This is a genomic window from Demequina sp. NBRC 110053, assembly GCF_002090095.1.
GTDB lineage: Bacteria > Actinomycetota > Actinomycetes > Actinomycetales > Demequinaceae > Demequina.
Map to the genome: position 1 here is coordinate 1,135,005 of NZ_BBRJ01000002.1, position 18,688 is coordinate 1,153,692.

Consider the following 18,688-nt stretch of genomic DNA (forward strand, 5'->3'; position numbering starts at 1 on the left):
GGCCTCAAGTCGGCATCCGGGGTCCTCGGAGTACGCCGCGTGGACATACTGTGCAGGAGCGATGCGCGCGATGAACCCTCTGCGAAGCGCCTCGGAGAGGGTTCGACCGCTCCACGAGGCCTCGAGCTCAGCTCGAGTCCAGGGCCGAGGTGCCGACTGCATCGCCGTCGTCATCGAGACGAGTGAAGGCGCGGAACGGCGTCTGGGCATGACTCGCACCGTATGCCTGGCGAGCGCGCGGGGGCCACTGCGGGTGCGCGGCCTGTGGATAAGCGTTCGCCGCGGCCATCGCCGTGGTCGGTTTTGGTGCATCAAGTCGCTTAGGTGCGCGAGTTGGGCCCAATTCGCGCAACAAGGGAGAGGTGAGGGTTGCGGAGGCCGGGACGGCCGCGGCGGCTAGGGCTGTCCGTTCCTGAGGCCCGCCACCCAGGCGCGGGCTTCCTCGAAGGCCCGATCGGTCATGCCGTCCGGCACCGCGGTGACGCCGGAGCCCACCGCAGGGTAGGAGCCCAGGAAGACCACCAGCGGGCACGACCGTCGAAGTCCCGCGAGCGCGTCCGCGATGCGCTCCTCCGCGATGTGGCCGAGCGCGTCGATCGAGAACGAGTACTCGCCCGGCCGGTCCCACCGCGGCCGCGACTCGATGCGCGACAGGTTCACGCCGCGCGCGGCGAACTGCTCGAGCATCTCCAGCAGGGCTCCCGAGCGATCGGTGGGCAGGTGCACCGTGAGCGTGGTCTTGTCGCGCCCGGTGGGTGCCGGCACGTCGCCGGGACGGCCGATGCGCACGAACCTGGTCGCTGCATGAGGGTTGTCGGCGACGTGGGACTCGATGAGGCTCAGGCCCAGACGCGCGGCGGTCCCCGGGGGAGCGAGCGCTGCGTCGACGTCCACGCCGCCCACTCCCTCACGCCCCGCGACGGCGAGTGCGCCGGCAGCGTTCGATGAGGCGGGCACGAACACCGCCTGCGGGATCGTCGCGTGCGCCCAGCGCCGCACCTGCGCCCACGCGTGCGAGTGCGCCGTGACCCGCTCGATGTCGGCATGCGCCGTGGGCTGCCGGGCGACGAGCTCGAACTCGACGGGCAGGACCGACTCGCCCAGGATGACCAGCGGGTCGCCCTCGGCGAGGGTGTCGAGCGTCGCGGTGACGCCGCCCTCGACGGTGTTCTCGATCGCGACCACGGCGAAGTCCGCCTCACCGGCGCGCACGGCGCCCAGCGCCGCAGGAACGTCGACCACGGGCACCGCATCGATGGCCGTGTCACCGACCATGGCGTACAGCGCGGCCTCCGTGAAGGTGCCGGCCGGTCCCAGATACGCATAGCGGGGACTGTGGGTCACGCGTCCTCCTCCTTGCTGCCGCGCAGGCGCTGGCTCACAGCGACGCGCGCGCCCGTCACCTCCGACCGCACCCGTCTCGAGCTCACGGCCACCATGACGTCACGGTACTGGGCGGCACGCTTGGCCGCGGCCCTGGGAGACGAACCCCCGGGGCGGTGCCGGATGTCGCACTCCACCTCCGTCACCGTGAATCCCGATCGGAGCGCGTCGAGCGTCATCGCGACCTCGAGTCCGGCGCCGCGCGCCAGCGGGACCGCCGCCTCGAACGCCTCACGCGTGATGCATCGGATGGGTCCGAGCGGGTCGTGAGGCGCCCATCCGGAGAAATGCTCGACGGCACGCCTGGCCAGCTTGCCAGAGGTGCTGAGAGCACGGTCATCGTGCTCGGTGACGGCGACGGCGAGATCCGCGACCTGCTCCACGACCGCGGGGACGAGGGGCGCGGCACCCACGGCGTGATGCCCCAGCCCGCCAGGCAGCAGGAGGATCGCCCGCGGAGTGCGGCCGGGCTCGTCGCGCATCGCGATGACGGAGGCCCCGGTCTCCACCGATGCGCTCTTGCCGCGATGGTGGGAGTGGCGGATCACCACCGCCCCCGCCTTGCGAGCGAGCTCCTGGGTGTTGTCGCCGGAGCCATCGTCGACCACGAGCACGAGGTCGACGCCGGGGATCGATCGTGCCGCGCGGACGGTCGCGGCGATGCGACGCGCCTGGTTGTGCGCCACGATCAGCGCGGCTGCGGCGTGAAGGTCGCGCGGGTCGGTGATGGCGCGGCGGCGCGCGGCGACCGCGATGCCGTCGGAGGCGCTGCCGTCGGGGGCCGATGCGCCGGTCCTCTTGGGGCGTCGGCTCGCCTTGGGGCCCGCGGTGCGGCTCGGCTTGCCGGCCTGCGTCGCCTCCGCGTCCGCAGGCTCCCGGTCTGCGCTTGCCTTGCGCTGAGCTGCCACGAGCACAGCCTAGCCCTCCAGCCGGGCATTTTTCCCCGTCTTTTGCATGACCGTGACCTCGACGTGACTCTGCATCGCCGTGCCTGTGCGATGGACGCGACCGCGCGCCTGGTGCAAGAGTGGGAGCCATGCACGAGCGCGCCGGAACTCCCGCCCAGCCCCAGGACCTCATCGATGTCGACCGCCTCATCGGCGAGTACTTCGACAAGGTCCCCGATCCCTCCGACCCCGCGCACCAGGTGGTGTTCGGCACGTCCGGGCACCGCGGCAGCGCGTTCGACACCGCCTTCAACGAAGCCCACATCGTCGCCACCACCGCCGCGATCGTCGAGTACCGGCGCTCGCAGGGCACGGACGGCGTGCTGTTCCTGGGCAAGGACACCCATGCGCTGTCCGGCCCGGCGCAGGACACGGCCCTCGAGGTGCTCGCCGCAGCGGGCGTGCGCACCCGCATCGACGCCCGCGACGGCTACACCCCCACCCCCGCGGTGTCGCTGGCGATCCTCGTCGAGAACGGCGCGGTCTCGCCGACCGGCCTGCGAACGTCGGGAGCCGGCCTCGCGGATGGCATCGTCGTGACGCCGTCGCACAACCCTCCGCGCGACGGCGGCTTCAAGTACAACCCGCCGCACGGCGGACCCGCGGACACGGACGCGACGGCCTGGATCGCGAATCGCGCGAACGAGCTCCTGCGGGGCGGCGGCTGGAAGCAGGTCCAGCGCCTGCAGCTCAAGGCGGCGCTCTCTGCCGAGACCACCGAGCGGTTCGACTTCCTCAAGGTCTACCTCGATCACCTCCCCAGCGTCATCGATCTGGAGGTGATTCGGGAGGCGGGCGTGCGCATCGGCGCCGATCCCCTCGGCGGAGCCGCCGTCGACTACTGGGGCGCCATCGGCGAGGAGCACCGTTTGAACCTCACCGTGGTCAACCCGGAGGTCGATCCCACCTGGCGCTTCATGACGCTCGACTGGGACGGCAAGATCCGCATGGACTGCAGCTCGCCGTCGGCGATGGCCAGCCTGCGCTCGCTCATGGAGGGCGCGGACGCGCCGTACGACATCGCCACGGGCAACGACGCGGACTCCGACCGCCACGGCATCGTCACCCGCGACGGCGGCCTCATGAACCCGAACCACTACCTCGCCGCCGCGATCTCGTACCTCTACGGAGGGGCGCGGCCGCAGTGGAGGGACGATGCGCGCATCGGCAAGACGCTCGTGTCGTCCTCGTTGATCGATCGGGTGGGGACCAAGCGCGGCCGGCGAGTCGAGGAGGTGCCGGTGGGCTTCAAGTGGTTCGTGCCCGGCCTCCTCGACGGCTCCACGGGCTTTGGCGGCGAGGAGTCGGCGGGAGCATCGTTCCTGCGGCGCGACGGCCGGGTGTGGACCACCGACAAGGACGGCATCATCCTCGCGCTGCTGGCGTCCGAGATCACCGGCGCGACGGGCCGCACGCCGTCGCAGCTGCACGCCTCGCTGACGGACGAGCTGGGCGAGTCCTGGTACGCGCGCGTGGATGCCGCGGCGACGAAGGCCGAGAAGGACACGCTGAAGAAGCTGTCGCCGTCCCAGGTGCGTGCCACCGAGCTCGCTGGCCAGGAGATCACCGCGAAGCTCACGGAGGCGCCCGGCAACGGCGCCGCGATCGGCGGGCTCAAGGTGACGACGGCTGATGCGTGGTTCGCCGCCCGCCCGTCCGGCACCGAGGACGTCTACAAGATCTACGCGGAGTCCTTCGTGTCCGAGGACCACCTGGCCGAGGTGCAGGACGCCGCGAAGGCGCTCGTCAGCGAGGCGCTGGAGGGCTGAGCACGCTCCGGCTGCTCGGCGGCCTGGCGGTGTCGCGGGGCCTCCGCCGCGACACGGCGCGTGCGATTACTCCTTGATGCGCCGCCTGACCACGACGAGGATCACGCCCAGCACCAGCAGCGCTCCCGCGACGGCCACGAGCCACCAGCCGTCGAATCCGGTGAGCGGCAGCACCGCGTCCGCCTCGAAGGTGTTGACCGCCGTCACCGACACCGACGTGCCTGCCGCGATGGTGACGACGGCCGTGCCCGCCTCCGATCCCGCCGGCGAGAGAGCCACCTCATCCGCCCCGCCCGTGTCGACCTCGGTGATGACGCACTCCGAGCCGGCGACGATGCCGTCGATGCCAGCGACGAGCGGCTGCCCGCCGCCGAGGATCAGCTCGCCGGTGTAGGTCGGCGCAGGGCCGCGGCCCGCCCGTGCCAGGGTGCACTCGATGGAGAAGGTGAACGGTCCGGCGTCGGCGTAGGCCTCGGGGTCGCCGGCGAGCTCCTTCACGAGAGCGAGCGAGCCCGCGTCGAACGCGTTCGTCACGACCACGGACGTGGTCGCCTCGTCCGCGTCGTCGTTCGGCGTGATCGCGACCGCACCCGCCGTGCCGTCGACTGGCTCGCCGGCGCCATCGGCGTTCGCGACCGTGACCGTGCTCGACACGGCACCGCCGTCGACGAGCTCGGTGACCGTGCAGACCGAGGTCGCGGGAATGCCGGTGTAGGTCGCCGTCTCGCCGTCGTCGAGCAGCGCGACCATGGGCCTGAGCAGACCGTGGCCGTCGGCGTAGACCTCGTGCTCGTTGGGGCCGCCCGGGTCGTAGATGCACTCCACGGCGATCGCGTACGGGCCGAGGTCGGGGACGGCGCCAGTCTCGTCGGCGATGGTGTCCTCCACGACCTTGGTCACCTCGAGAGAGGCGAGCGGCTCGAAGTGGTTGGTCACGGTGACCGTCACCGGCGCCTGGGCGTCAGCCGTGACGAGCACGGTACTCTGGCGGGCACCCGGGAGCGCGGGCTCGAAGAACACGGCGTCCGCGCCGCCGTCGTCGACCTCCGTCACGGTGCACAGCGACGGCGCGAGGATGCCGTCGATGGTCGCGGTGAGCGGCTCGGTGCCGCCGACGATCACGTCGCCGGACCAGGTGTCGGCGCCGAACGTCGGCGACGTGCACTCGACGTGCAGCGTGAACGGCCCGGCTCCACGGTCCGCTGCCCCATCGCCGGTCAGCACCTTCTCGAGCGCGAGGGAGCCCACCGGGAAGTCGTTGACGAAGGTCACGTGGTTGGTGGTGCCGCCGAGGACGCCGTTCGGGGTGAGGGTGATGGTGGTGCTCGTGCCATCGAGCGCGCCAGTGCTGCCGTCGGCGTTCTCGGCCTCCACGGTGGTCCCGATGGCTCCAGCCGCATCCGTCTCGGTCACGGTGCAGACCGTGCCGGTGGGCATGTCCTCGACCAACCAGACGTCGCCGTCGAGCAGCTCGTTCGTCGCTGGCGCGTCGGTGGAGTAGATCACCTGCTCGTAGGGTGTGCCCTCGGCGTAGACGCACGTGACCGCGACCGGGAAGGGGCCCACGTCCGGCACGCCTCCCTGACCGTCGTTCAGCGGGTCGGCGTCGACGATCTTCGTCACGTCGAGGTCCACGAGGGTCTCGAAGACGTTCGTGACCGTGAGGGTCACCGGCGCCGTGTCGGTGTCGATGACCACCTGACCCGCGTCCGCGCCGTCGGGCGCGGCAGGATCGAAGATCCACTGGTCGGCGCCGTTGCGGCCCGACTCGGGTTCGGTCACGTCGCAGACCGAGCCCACGATGATGCCGTCGATCACCGTCGGCGTCCCGACCACGACGTCCACGGCGCCGTCGAAGGTCACGACGTCGCCGCCCTCGTCGTCAGGCCGCTCGAAGACACAGGTCACCTCGACGGTGAACGTGTCGCCCAGGTGAGCGGACGCTCCGGGGCCGTCCAGCTCCTTGATGATCTCGAGCTGGCCCTGGGCGTACTGGTTGAGGACCAGGACATCGTTCGTCGTCGGGCCCAGCGGCGCGTCGTCGTCGTCCGGGGTCAGCGCGAACAGGTCGGACGCGACGGGCCCGTCGTCGGGGTCTCCCACCACTGTGCCGCCGGAGCCGGCAGTCGCGGTGGTCCAGATCACGCCCACGCGATCCGCGCCGGCCGCGTCGAGCTCTCCCGCGATGCACTCGGCACCCGCGGGCAGACCCTCGAGAATGATGGAGTCGTCGTGCGTCATGCCCTCGACGGCCATGATGGTGCCGCTCACAACGGTGTAGTCGGAGGTGTTGCTCGCGAACACCACGTCACCCTGGAAGCGGCAGATCGCGGCGAGCGTGAACGGCCCGGCATCCTCGGGGTCAACCGTCGAATCGCCCTGCAGCACCTCCTTCGTCAGGCGCAGGGACGCGAGCGGGTAGTCGTTGGTGATGGTGATCTGGACGGGCACGGCAGACCCATCCGGGATCGTGACGGTCTCCGGGTCGAGCGCCACGGTGTACTGACCTTGGTCCGTCTCCTCGAGCGTGCACTCCGCGCCATACGGCAGGTTGTCAACGAGCTCGGCGGGGCCGTTGCCCGTGACGGTGAAGGTGGTGCGGAACACCTCCTCGTCCAACGAGGTGCACACAACCGTCACGTCGAAGTCGTCCGGCGCGAAGTCGGGATCGATGCCGTCCGCCCCCTCGCCGATGACGACCTTGTTGAACTCGAGCGCGCCCGTCGCGAGCGCGACGCCCGCCGCGTTGCCCTCGGTGGCGAGCAGGTCGGTGCCGTCCTCGGTGGTGGCCGACGTCGCGACCGTGTTCCAGGCGATCGGATCGGCGGTCGCGGTGTCGGGGTCGGTGAGGGATGGCGCGGTCGCGGGAGTGGTGGTCTCGACATCGATCCAGACCACGCCGCCTGGCTCCAGTGCGCTGCCAGGGGCGAAGTCCGCGATGTACATGGAGCCGGTGATGTCGGCCACGTCGCCGGTGAAGTCCTCGAGGGGGATCCACGAGCCATCGCAGTCGCCGGTGTGATTGATGACGTCCGTGCACGGCACCTCGTCCTCGGTGACGTACTCCGTCAAGGTGACGCCTGTCGCGCCGCCCGAGCCCGCCAGCGGCGTGGTCAGCACGGGCGCCCACAGCGAGCCGCGGCTCTGGCCCGGGTTGAGCGCTGTCGCATCGCCCACGGCCGGCAGACGGTCGACGGCGATGATCTGACTCAACGGCACATTGCCGGTGTTCCGCAGCACCAGCCGCCACGTCTCGGTCTGCCCTGGCGCGGTGCGCGGCACGCAGGGCAGGGCGAAGAAGCCGTCATTGAAGGTTCCCGTGTACGGCTCGCACTCGGCGCCGGGGTCGATCACGTTGATCTCGCCCAGGTCGTAGCTCGGCTCGTCCTCGGTCCCTGCACGCACGAACTTGCCCGAGCGCAGCGCCCCGCCGGCGGCCACGGAGTTCGTCGCATCGCCCTCGCAGGTGTCGAGCACCTCGGCGTCGTCGGGATCGAAGGGCGGCGCGGCACAGTAGTCGAACGGCCGATCGCCGTCGATGACGGCGGTGTTGGTGAAGAACTCGTCGGGGCTCAGCCCGGCCTGGGTGAGCATCTGGATGGTGATGGTGTAGCTCTCGCCCACGCCGAGCGCCACTCCGTCGGGGAAGGCGAACTCGATCTCGGTCGTGTCGTCGCCGGCCGGGTCGGGGGTGATGGTGATCTGCGCCTCATCGGTGGGCACCGGAGCCCACCCGGCAGGCAGCGGATCCCCCCCGGCGGTGTCCAGTGCGAACGCGTACGGACTGCCGCCGGTCGCCGCCGGGGAGGGATCGACGAGCAGCACAGGGCCGTCGGCGTTCACCGGCAGCTCGTCGGTGAAGACCGGGTTGTAGATGGGCGTGTCGCCGGTGTTGGTGAACGTGAGGCTGAACGGCGTCGACGCCGCGAGGCTCAGCGGACCGCTGCCATCCGGGGTCTTCACGACCTCCGCGGCCGTCACCGAGTGGGCATAGGTGACATCCGCCGTGACGTCCTCCGCGACGCCGTGGATGCCGTCGCCGGTGGCGCCGGCCTCGTCGAGCAGCGCGGTGATCGCGCCCTGCGTGGTGTTCTCCCACGTGCCCGCCGCGGCCTCTCCAGGCGCCGCCTGGTTGCCGTCCAGGTCCGTGGGCGGTGCGGAGCCGGCCGGCGTCAGCATGGTCTCGCGCCGCTGGACGATGATGGGGATCTCCTGCACGGGGTTCCACGGGTTCTCCCAGGCGGTCGCCGACGAGAACGTGAAGATCAGTCCGATCACGTCCTCCGCGTCCACGTCCGTCGGGAGCGTGGGGATGACTGAGGTGGGACCGCTGGACTCGAGCGTGCCGGAGTACGTCACCGAGTCGTCGCCTGCGACGGCGCGCTCACACCCACCCGAGATGGTCGCATCGCCTAGATCGCCGGCGAGCGCCGGGCCGGTGCACACCTGCATCTCGACCGTCTCGATCGGCGACGCGAGCGTGAAGCTCGGGTCGATGCCCACGAACTCGTAGGCGTTCCAGAAGCTCGCGTCGAGGTCGCTCACCTGCATCGAGATCGGCCGAGCGCCCTCGATGGGCGTGCCCGTCAGCGTCATCCGGAACTCGGGCCGCGATCCGTCCACGGTCTCCACCTGGACGTACGGATCGGCGGCGTTCGCGCCATCGGCGTCGGAGAACTCCTTGTCCACCGCGACGCCGATCTCGAACACGGTCAGGTCCACCGAGGCCTCGGCGTCATCCGTCGGAGGCTCAGGATCCACGGCGGGCACGCGGCCCGCGTCGTCGACAGACCCGACGGAGGCATTGTCCACCGGAACGGAGTAGTCGCCGGTGATGGGGTCCTCGACGCCGTAGGTCTCCAGGTAGGCATCGTCGATGGGAACCGACCGGTACCGATCCTCCTGGCGAAGGCGCAGGGACAGGTCGATGCCTCCTGTCTCGCTCGGCTCGATGCCTCCGGTGGTCGGGTCCCCGGGCCCGCCGGTCGCCGGGTCGACCCGTCCGGAGAACAGCAGCTCGAATCCGACGACGTTCGCGAGCTGCGCCTCCGTCCACGCCACAGCGCCCGCGCCGTCGGCGTCGGTCGACGCGAGGATCTCGACGCCCGCATCATCGAAGGCGGTCACCGTGACCTCGTCGGCTCCGATCGGCATCGTCACCGCGTCGATCGAGGTGATGTCGAAGACATCCGGCATGAGCACCTGGGGGTCATCCGCAGGACGACCCTCCGTCGGGCGGTCGACGATCCTGAGCTCGTCGACGTACACGATGGACGAGCCGTTGGTCACGGTGAGCGACATGGCGGTGTTCGGATACGAGCCGGGATCGGTCGAGGTGGGTGGAACGCCCACGGGCGAGCCGTCCCACGTCTTCGTGGTGGCGACGTCGAGGTCGGGTCCGGTGATGACGATCTCCGCACCATCGTCGACGGACGTGGTCGTGCCGCCCATGTCCGAGACGGCCGAGGCCGTGTTGCCCACGAGTCCCGCATCGCCGGCGTTGTACGTGTCCGTGCTGTCGACCGCCTCGAGACCAGGGAGCACGCTCCGGCGCCAGTCCCTGACGCGCATGGTGAGGTCCGCGTCACGACCGTCGGCATCGGTCGAGCGGGCGACGCCCGAGCCCACCGGCGGCGCCAGCGCGTCGCCGCGCGCGCCCGGGTACTCGACGTAGACGATCTGCACGCCGACGGTCTGCGCCTGCTCCTCATCGGTCAGCGCGATGGCGGGCATCGCGCCGGCACACGCCGCGGTGAACTCGGCCCCGCCACCGTCGTCGAGCGGGCCGCACGGACTGTCGGTCGGCACCACCCACGCGTCGAGGTCGTCCCGATAGATGAGGACGGCGTCGATCGCGTCGTACTCCATGAGCGGGTCGAGGCTGCCGTCGATCGCGTCGATCTGGACGAGGTCGAATGCATCGAACACGGAGGTGGCGAGGTCGCCAGGCGGGGCGCCGTCCTCGTCGGTGAGAGTGACCGAGTCGACGTCCGACATTCCGCCCGTCGACCAGTGCAGGCGAGCCGTGGTGGTCTGGTGCGATCGGGCGGGGATGCTCGGGTCCTCGCTCCCATCGGCGTTGACGAAGGTCTTGTCCATGGTGGGGCCGCCGCCGTCGGCGTCGGGCTCGAGAACGTCGACGTCGGCACAGGCGGGGTCGGACGGGCCGAAGCCGGTGGTACCGGCAGCCGCGCTCGCGTTCGCGCAGTTCGTGAACTGGGCGGGATCGTCGGACTCCCACGCGGACGTGTCGGCCGCATCGACGTCGAAGTCCATGACCACGTTCGGCTGAAAGGAGGTGCCCGGCGGGAAGCCGTCATCGGCGCCCACATAGTCGTACTGGAACTGCAGTCCGCCGATGTCCTCGGGCGCGGGGGGTGCCTCGCCGGCGATGTCATAGGAGAACGGGGACTGCGAGCTGTCGAGGGGACCGGTGAGGGTCTCCCAGGAGTCGCCGTCCCAATAGTTGACGGTGAGCTCCGCGTCCGCCGGGATGTCGATGTCGGTGAGCTGGGTCGGGTCGAAGGCGTCCCAGAAGGGATCCGCGGCACTCGGATCCACCGGGTCCTGCACCACGATCTGCTGCGAGGGGATGGACGAGTACGGGACGTCGGTCTCGCCATCGACGGGCAGGCCCGCGGTTCCTCCGGAGAGCTGCATCACCACCCACTCGCCGTCGAAGCCGAGGATCGAGCTGGGCGTGATCGACTTGGTGGCCGTGGGGTCGATGTGCTCATCGAACACGTAGAGCGTGTCCTCGCCGGAAGCGGAGCCGTTGACGCCGTCCTCCGTGGTGCCGGTCACGTCGATCGGGTTGTCGAGCTCGGTGACCTCGGCGGTGTCGGTGGGGTCCGTGCCCACCGCGATCGGGATGGACGCCTCGGTCCCGCCCGCGACGATGCCGCTGTCGTCGGTGTCCTCGAAGGTGATGGCGAAGCTGGTGACCGTGGCGGGATCGGGCAGGGGAGTCGGATCCTCGCCCGACGCGAACGGGTCCGTGGTCACCGGGCCACCGGTGGTCTGGAAGGTGATCGTCGCGGAGTCCGCGCCTTCGGGGAAGACGATGGGTCCGTCGAAGCCCTCGAAGCTCATGGCCTCCGAGAACGATCCCGCGGACGGCTCGGTCACGGTGAGCGTCTCGACATCGATGTCGCCCTCCACACCGGCGGTGATGGTCGCCGTCGATGACTCCCCGTGCAGCACCTGGTCGGGATCGAAGGTCTTGCCGGCGGACACGGTGGGGACATTGGTCGTGATGTCGTAGGTCGCGTCGTCCGTGTCGGATCCCGGCTCGCCATCGCGACTGACCTCGGAACCAGCGGTGTTGGTGACCGTCACGTCATCGCTGAGCGCTCCGGGGTCGCGCTGGACCATGCCGATGTCGACGCCCGCGCTGGCCCCATCCTCGATGCGAGGGTCTTCGGTGTCCGTGAACTCGATCTGGATGCCCTCGACCGCCTCGAGGTCGACGCCCGACAGGTCGATCACGTACGGCGCGGCGGGGGGACTGACGTCGATCGCCGGGCCGACCGGCTCGAGTCCGCTGCCGGTGTCCACGGAGACCACGAGCTCGTCCGCACCGGCCGGCACATCGGTGATGGTGATGGAGTCGAGCTGGAGATAGTCGAAGGTGGTGCTGCCCGATCCCGGCGCCGGATCGGTGATCACGAGCGAATCCACTCCCGTGCCTGACTCATTCGTCGCGTCGATCTCGATGGTGGTGGGGGTTCCTGCGCTCGCCGTCGCCTCTGCGGGGTCGAAGGACTTCGTGACATCGGTCTCGGGATCGAGCTCCACGTCGATCTGGACCGCGTGATCGTCGTCGACGGGCGCAGTGTCGGGGTTGGACGCGGAGAAGTCCGCGGTGTTGACGATGTCCGTGCCCGAGAAGTCGTAGTCCGCGTCCTCGGGAACGACCACCGGAATGGTGATGGTCGCGGTGGTGCCGCCGAGCATGCCGGAGCCGGGGTCGGTGGTGTTGAGGAACGTGGTGTCGAAGTCGACAGTGACGTCGTTGCCGGACGTCGTCACCGTCGCGGAGTTGCCGTTGGACACGACTGTGGGCGTGCCGGCGAGCTCGAACGGAGCCGGGATCGTGTCGGTGACCTGCGCGTCGTAGCAGCCGGAGTTGGGGATGGGGTACGAGCACTGAACGGTGACGACGTAGTTGAAGGGCTCGCCGGGCGACAGCGGAAGATCCGCGGGAGCGGGTCCGGTCTTCTCGATCGACAGGGTTGCGGGCTGGATCACCGCTGCGGCCGTCGTGCCCGCGATCACCGTGGTGGCACCTGCGGTGACGAGTGCGATCAGCCCCGCGATCCATCGTTGACCTGTGCTGTGACGCCTCCGGCGACCGTTCACGTGCCCTCCCCGTCCTGGCACGTGATGACCCGCGACACGCACCTCATCCGACACTCGCCACGGTAGCCGAATCCGCGCGAGATGGCCTCTATAGGAGTTATCGGCGCTCACGCCTGGACCTGAAGCCACCGTCCGTGCGGATGCGCGGTCGCGACCACCTCAGCCGCGCCGAAGGCATGGCCCACGCGCACCTCGGGATCGCGGCCCGATGCGACCGGCTCGAAGCCGATCCTGGTCACGTCGCGCAGGCGCGCGGCGTGGTTGACCGCCGCGTCGATGTCCGCCTGTGCCGTCGCACTGGCTTGATAGAGCGCGATGGTGTGCCAGATCACCGCGGGGCCGGGCGGCAGCGCGTCGAGAACGTCGGCGAGAGCGGACGCTGCATCCCCCGCGACCATCCGCACGTCGACCCCTCGCCGGACGGCGATGGCGGCGCGCAGGCGGTCGAGCCGATCCTGGTGCTCGGGCCACACGAGCGCCTCGAGCCACGCGGCGGCCTCCGGGTCCGTCGGGTCGACGGGCGCGAGGTCGATGCCCGTGCGCGTCGCGAACGTCGGAAGACTCTCGGGCAGCTCGACCTCTCCGCGCACCTCGCAGGTGATCCGCGGCTCACCTGCGCCGAGCGTCGCGCGCCTGTCGCCCGTGTACCGGTACGAGAAGTGGTCCAGACACAGATTGAGACCGGCCGATGCGCCCAGGTCGATCGCGTGGACCGGCACCTGGGCGGGCATCCATGGTAGGAGCACGGCTGCTCTCGCGGTCTCGTTCGTCTGGGTGCGGTGGGCGGAGGCAATCGCAAGCAGGTCGCGCTCACGCTCGAGCACGTAGGTGCGGAACGCCGCGAACGCGGCGCCGCCCGCCACTCGAGGGTCGGAGGTGAGGTGGGGATACCAGGCCGCGAGCGCATCGGCCCTGTCCAAGGTGAGCTTGACCGCGCCGAACAGGAGGTTGAGGGGAGGCACATTGTCGATGGCCGCGACCACGCGCAGCAGGTCGGGGTCGCTTGCGATGCCGAGCGCGAAGGCGCTGTAGAGCGGGGAGTCGGGCACGGCCCGCTCCCACCGCAGCACCTCGGCGGCGACCTGCGCGAGGTCGGCGCGGTCGGCGGCGCTCCACGCGGTCGTCGGCATGAGTCGATGGTCCCGCATCCCGCGACGGCGCGCCCAGTGCCGGAACGTGCGGATCCGGCACCGCCGTGTGTCGGAGCGCATGAGTACCGTGACACGCATGGCCGTCCTGAGCGTCGACGAGGTCCGCGCTCTGCGCATGCGCGCGCTGCTGCTGGCGGGCGAGCACCCGCACCGCTCCGTCGAGGACGTCGTGACATGGATGGGGGCGATGCAGGCGCAGGACGAGGCGAGCGGGATGTGGTCTCTGGGAATCCGCTTGCCGGGGTGGACGAGCAGCGACGTGACCGAGGCGCTCGAGCGGCGCGAGGCCCTGCGCACCTGGCCCATGCGCGGCACGGTGCACCTCGTGCCGTCGCGCGACGCGCGCTGGATGCTCGACCTGATGTCCGCGAAGCCGCTCGCCGGGGCAGCCAAGCGGCGCGAGTACCTGGGAATCACGGAGCGCACCGTCGAGACCGCCAATGGCGCGCTCGAGCAGGCGCTGCGCGGCGGCGGTCGCCTGACCCGCGCGCAGTGCATCGAGCGCATCGCGGCGGCCGGGGTCGAGACTCCCGGCCAGGTGGGCTACCACCTGCTGTGGTACGCCTCGCAGACCGGCCTCACGTGCATCGCTCCGGCCCAGGGCAAGGAGCAGACGTTCGTGCTGCTCGACGAGTGGGTGCCTGATCCGGTGCGGCTGTCGCGCGAGGAGAGCCTCGCGACCATCGCTCTGCGCTACGTCCGCTCGCACGGGCCGGCGCTCGTCAAGGACCTGTCGCGGTGGACGGGGCTCGGGGTGCGCGACTGCCGCGCGGGCATCGATGGCGCGGGGGACGCGCTCGCGAGCGTCGACACGGAGCTGGGCCCCATGATCGCCGCGGCCGATGCGCTCGCCGAGGGCGTCCCGAACAGCGCGGGCGGCGCCGTGGTGCCGCCCGGCTTCGACGAGCTCATGCTCGGGTTCGGCGATCGCACGGCCTTCGTCGCTGCCGGCGACCTCGACAGGATCGTGCCCGGCGGCAACGGGGTCTTCCGGGCCACCCTCGTGCGCGAGGGCGTGGTCGTGGGCACGTGGACCCGCACCCTTCGAACGCGCCTCTGCGTGGTCGACGTCGAGCCGCTCTCCCGGCTCACGGGTCGCGACCGTCACGCCTTCGAGCGCGCCTTCACGCGGTATGCCGCGTTCCTGGGGCGTGAGGTCGACGTGCGATGGACGGACCGCACGCCCACCGGCTGAACGTTCCGTGGGTCGCCAGACCTCGATGTCCTCGCCAGGACGGCCAACGCCGTCACCCTGGCCAGGGAGCTACGCCCAGACGAGCCCCTGCGCGGGATCCTCCATGACTCGGCCCACGTCGTAGAGCACGCGGGCGCCCAGCTCGCCGTCGACCAGGCGGTGGTCGAAGCTGAGCGCGAGCTGCGTGACCCAGCGCACCTTGATCTCGCCCTCGTGCACCCACGGCTGTTGCCGCACGGCGCCAAACGCGAGGATCGCCGCCTCCCCAGGATTGAGGATGGGCGTGCCCGTGTCGATGCCCAGCGCGCCCACGTTGGTGATGGTGATGGTGCCGTCCGTCATCTGCGCGGGCTTCACGGTGCCCGCCCGCGCCTCGGTGGTGAGGTGCTGGAGCTCGACCGCGAGCGCGTGCAGCGGGAGACGGTGGGCGTCCTTGATGTTCGGCACCACGAGGCCGCGCGGGGTGGAGGCCGCAATGCCCAGGTTGACGTAGTGCTTGTAGACGATCTCCTGGGTCTCGTCATCCCACGCCGCGTTCACCTCCGGGTGGCGGCGCACCGCGAGCAGGAGCGCCTTCGCGACGATGAGCAGCGGGGTCACGCGAACATCCTGGAAGTCGCGGTCCTGCTTGAGCTTCGCCACGAGGTTCATGGTCTCGGTGACGTCGACGGTGTGGAACTCGGTGACGTGCGGAGCGGTGAATGCCGACTGGACCATCGCCTCGGCGGTGCGCTTGCGCACCGACTTCACGGGCACGCGGGTGGTGCGGCCGTCGTTCTGCGTGGTTCCGGTCTCGAGCCATGGCTGGTCGTCGCCTGGGTACGTGGCGAGCGTCTGCGCCGCCGTCGCCTTCACGTGCTGCTCGACGTCCTCGCGGGTCACGAGGCCACCCGGCCCGGATGGTGTCACGGTGGTGAGGTCCACGCCGAGGTCCCGAGCGAGCTTGCGCACGGGCGGCTTGGCGAGCACCGGGTAGTCCCCGGCATCCTGCGCGCCGCCCACGGGCTCGAGGGCGTCATCGTGGCGCGGGCGTCGCTGCGCCGAGCCGGCTCGAACCCCGTACCCGACCAGCACCGCGCCCGAGCCCTCATCCCCACTCGCGCCCGAGCCCTCGCTCGAGGGCGACCCGGCTGGCGCATCGTCGCTGCCCCCAGCCCGCGCATCGGCCGAGGGCGCTGTCGCCTGTGCCGAGCTCACAGATGAGCCGACGCGAGAGCCACCGTCCGCCGTAGGCGTGGCAGCAGCCGCTGCAGTTGAACTGGGAGTTGTGCTCGCTGGCGCGGGCGCCTCACCGCTCGGATCGACGTCGACCTCGAGGATCGGCACGCCCACCTCGACCGTCTCTCCCTCCTGCGCGAGCAGGCGCGAGACCACGCCGTCGAACGGGCACGGGAGCTCGACCAGGGACTTCGCGGTCTCGATCTCGACGATGGGCTGGTTGACCTCGACCGTGTCGCCGGGGCCGACCATCCAGGTGATGATGTCGGCCTCGGTCAGGCCCTCGCCCGCGTCGGGCATGGTGAACTGCTCGAAGGTAGGCACCCGCGCTCCTCAGTGCTGAATGACCCGGTCGACCGCGTCGAGGACCCGGTCGAGGCTGGGCAGGTAGTCGTGCTCGTACGTGGCTCCAGGGTAGGGCGTGTGGAAGCCGCCCACGCGGAGCACAGGCGCGTGCAGATGGAAGAAGGCCTGCTCGGTGACGCGCGCGGACAGCTCGGCGCCCGAGCCGAAGCTCGTCGGGGCCTCGTGGACCACCACGACCCGGCCGGTGCGCTTGGCGCTCGCGACGACGGCGCCCGAGTCGAGCGGCGAGATCGAGCGCAGGTCGATCACCTCGACGTCGGTGCCGTCCTTCGCGGCGACCTCGGCTGCCTGCAGCGCCAGGCGCACGGTCGGTCCGTAGGCGACCAGGGTGACATCGGCACCTTCGCGAGCGACGCGAGCCTTCGCCATCTCCGCGGTCCCGGCGGATTGGCCGTCGGCCGCGTCGAGCTGGGCGCTCACCCGCGCCGTGTCGACCTCGCCCTTGTCCCAGTAACGGGCCTTGGGCTCGAAGAACATGACCGGGTCAGGGCACGCGATGGACTGCTGGATGAGGTCGTAGGCGTCCTGCGGCGTGGCCGGGGAGACGATGCGCAGGCCGGCCGTGTGCGCGAACAGCGCCTCGGGAGACTCCGAGTGGTGCTCGACGGCGCCGATGCCGCCCGCGAACGGCACCCTGATGACGATCGGCAGCGTGATCTGGCCCTGCGAGCGGTAGTGCATCTTCGCGAGCTGGGTGGTGATCTGGTCGTACGCGGGGAAGATGAAGCCGTCGAACTGGATCTCGATCACCGAGCGGTAGCCGCGCATGGCCATCCCGATCGCGGTGCCCACGATGCCGGACTCCGCGAGCGGAGTGTCCATCACGCGGTCGTCGCCGAAGTCCTTGTGCAGGCCGTCCGTGACGCGGAACACCCCGCCGAGGGCGCCGATGTCCTCGCCCATCAGCAGCACCTTGGGGTCACGGTCCATCGCGGCCCGCAGCCCGGCGTTGATGGCGCCGGCCATGGTCAGGGTCGTGGTCGTGCTGGGGGCCGATGCGGTGGTCGCCGGCCGTTCGATCGTCGCGGTCATCGGGTGGCCTCCACATCCGCGAAGGAGCTCTCGTAGCGCTCGAACCACGCTCGCTCGGCCTCCACGGTGGCGTGAGGCAGGGCGTAGACGTGGTCGAACATGGTGGTGGTCGGTGGCTTGGTCCAGCCGCGCACGGTGGTGCGCGTGCGCTCGCCCAAGGCCTTGCACTCGGCGGCGACCTGCGCGCGGAACTGCTCGTCGAGCTCGCCGCTGCGGGTGAGGTGGGCGTCGAGGCGGGCGATGGGGTCGCGCTCGCGCCAGTGCTCATCCTGCGCCTTCGAGCGGTACCGCGTGGGGTCGTCCGAGGTGGTGTGCGCGCCCATGCGGTAGGTGAACGCCTCGATGAGCACGGGGCCTTGTCCGGACCGCGCGTGCTCGAGCGCCCAGCGCGTGACGGCGTGGCACGCGATGACGTCGTTGCCGTCCACCCGCACCGATGGGATGCCGAACCCCTTGCCGCGGTCGGCGATCGGGACGCGCGACTGGCGGGTCGCGGGCTCGGAGATGGCGAACTGGTTGTTCTGAACGAAGAACACCACGGGCGCATTGTTGACCGCGGCGAACACCATGGCCTCGCTCACGTCGCCCTGGGACGTGGCGCCATCGCCGAAGTAGGCGACGACCGCGCCATCCTTGTCGGGGTCGCCCGACGCCACGAGCCCGTCGCGGTCGAGCGCCATCGCGTAGCCCGTGGCATGGAGGGCGTGGGTGCCGATCACCAGTGAGTAGAGGTGGAAGCCGTGGTCAGCGGGGTTCCACGCGCCGTGCTGGAGGCCGCGGAAGATGCGCAGGATCTCGACGAGGTCCACGTCCCTGGTGAGCGCGACGCCGTGCTCCCGGTAGCTGGGGAACACGAAGTCGGGTTCACGAAGGGCGTGGCCGGAGCCGATCTGGGCTGCCTCCTGCCCCAGCGACTGCACCCACAGGCCCAGCTCGCCCTGACGCTGGAGGCTTGTGGCCTCGAGGTCCCAGCTGCGCAGCACCGTCATGTCGCGCCAGAAGGCCCGCAGGTCATGTGCGCTCAGGTGCGCGGCGAACGGGTCGAACTGCTCGTTGCCGATGCGCTCGCCCGCGGGCGTGAGGAGCTGGACGAGCCCTTCCTCGGAGAGCGGTCCTCCGACGTCCACGTTGCCTCCCAGGTTCCAAGGGTGCTCAAGCACCCGCCTGCGCTAACTTACGCAAGCGTAGGCTACGGAAGCGTAGGTTTCAAGCGATGCGGCCCCCTTGGCCGGGTCGCCCCTGGCGGGATCGGAGCACATGCGCAAC

9 protein-coding genes are annotated in these 18,688 nt (G+C 70.6%); 2 read left to right on the top strand and 7 right to left on the bottom strand.

Annotation, left to right across the window (positions count from 1 at the left end):
• Nucleotides 1-396: 396 nt before the first annotated feature.
• Together pheA and B7K22_RS05455 are read right to left on the bottom strand one after the other, a co-directional pair.
• Nucleotides 397-1,344, bottom strand: coding sequence for a prephenate dehydratase (gene pheA / locus B7K22_RS05450; RefSeq protein WP_084038964.1), 948 nt, complete (start codon nt 1,342-1,344; stop codon nt 397-399).
• Nucleotides 1,341-2,291, bottom strand: coding sequence for a glycosyltransferase (locus tag B7K22_RS05455; protein WP_234983322.1), 951 nt, complete (start codon nt 2,289-2,291; stop codon nt 1,341-1,343). The genes pheA and B7K22_RS05455 overlap by 4 nt, the downstream gene beginning before the upstream one ends.
• Nucleotides 2,292-2,419: 128 nt before the next feature.
• Here B7K22_RS05455 and pgm point away from each other — a divergent pair, with 128 nt between their 5' ends.
• Nucleotides 2,420-4,099, top strand: coding sequence for a phosphoglucomutase (alpha-D-glucose-1,6-bisphosphate-dependent) (gene pgm / locus B7K22_RS05460; RefSeq protein ID WP_084038965.1), 1,680 nt, complete (start codon nt 2,420-2,422; stop codon nt 4,097-4,099).
• 66 nt (nt 4,100-4,165) lie between these two features.
• On the opposite strand, the gene B7K22_RS05465 is transcribed toward pgm, so the two are convergent.
• Nucleotides 4,166-12,460 carry a DUF5979 domain-containing protein gene (locus B7K22_RS05465; RefSeq protein WP_159448770.1) on the bottom strand — a complete coding sequence of 2,765 codons (8,295 nt, stop codon included), beginning with the start codon at nt 12,458-12,460 and terminating at the stop codon, nt 4,166-4,168.
• Between the two features lie 107 nt (nt 12,461-12,567).
• Entirely contained in the window at nt 12,568-13,590 is a 1,023-nt protein-coding gene (locus B7K22_RS05470) for a DUF2332 domain-containing protein (protein WP_159448771.1), read from the bottom strand.
• Between the two features lie 97 nt (nt 13,591-13,687).
• Between B7K22_RS05470 and B7K22_RS05475 the strand changes: the two genes are divergently transcribed.
• Nucleotides 13,688-14,806 carry a winged helix DNA-binding domain-containing protein gene (locus tag B7K22_RS05475; RefSeq protein ID WP_084038968.1) on the top strand — a complete coding sequence of 373 codons (1,119 nt, stop codon included), beginning with the start codon at nt 13,688-13,690 and terminating at the stop codon, nt 14,804-14,806.
• A 69-nt stretch (nt 14,807-14,875) separates the two neighbouring features.
• Here B7K22_RS05475 and B7K22_RS05480 read toward each other — a convergent pair whose 3' ends face one another.
• From B7K22_RS05480 to pdhA, 3 genes are read right to left on the bottom strand one after another with little or no spacing between them, the layout of a single operon-like run.
• The gene (locus B7K22_RS05480; protein ID WP_084038969.1) at nt 14,876-16,348 is read right to left on the bottom strand and encodes a dihydrolipoamide acetyltransferase family protein; all 1,473 of its coding nucleotides are present in this window, start codon (nt 16,346-16,348) and stop codon (nt 14,876-14,878) included.
• A gap of 9 nt (nt 16,349-16,357) precedes the next feature.
• Entirely contained in the window at nt 16,358-17,422 is a 1,065-nt protein-coding gene (locus tag B7K22_RS05485; RefSeq protein WP_084038970.1) for an alpha-ketoacid dehydrogenase subunit beta, read from the bottom strand.
• Nucleotides 17,419-18,582 carry a pyruvate dehydrogenase (acetyl-transferring) E1 component subunit alpha gene (gene pdhA, locus B7K22_RS05490; RefSeq protein WP_234983323.1) on the bottom strand — a complete coding sequence of 388 codons (1,164 nt, stop codon included), beginning with the start codon at nt 18,580-18,582 and terminating at the stop codon, nt 17,419-17,421. The genes B7K22_RS05485 and pdhA overlap by 4 nt, the downstream gene beginning before the upstream one ends.
• Nucleotides 18,583-18,688 lie beyond the last annotated feature (106 nt).

Coding starts and splice junctions, on each gene's coding strand:
- pgm (WP_084038965.1), top strand. CDS start 2,420: ATGCACGAGCGCGCCGGAACTCCCGCCCAGCCCCAGGACCTCATCGAT.
- B7K22_RS05470 (WP_159448771.1), bottom strand. CDS start 13,590: ATGCCGACGACCGCGTGGAGCGCCGCCGACCGCGCCGACCTCGCGCAG.
- B7K22_RS05475 (WP_084038968.1), top strand. CDS start 13,688: ATGGCCGTCCTGAGCGTCGACGAGGTCCGCGCTCTGCGCATGCGCGCG.
- B7K22_RS05485 (WP_084038970.1), bottom strand. CDS start 17,422: ATGACCGCGACGATCGAACGGCCGGCGACCACCGCATCGGCCCCCAGC.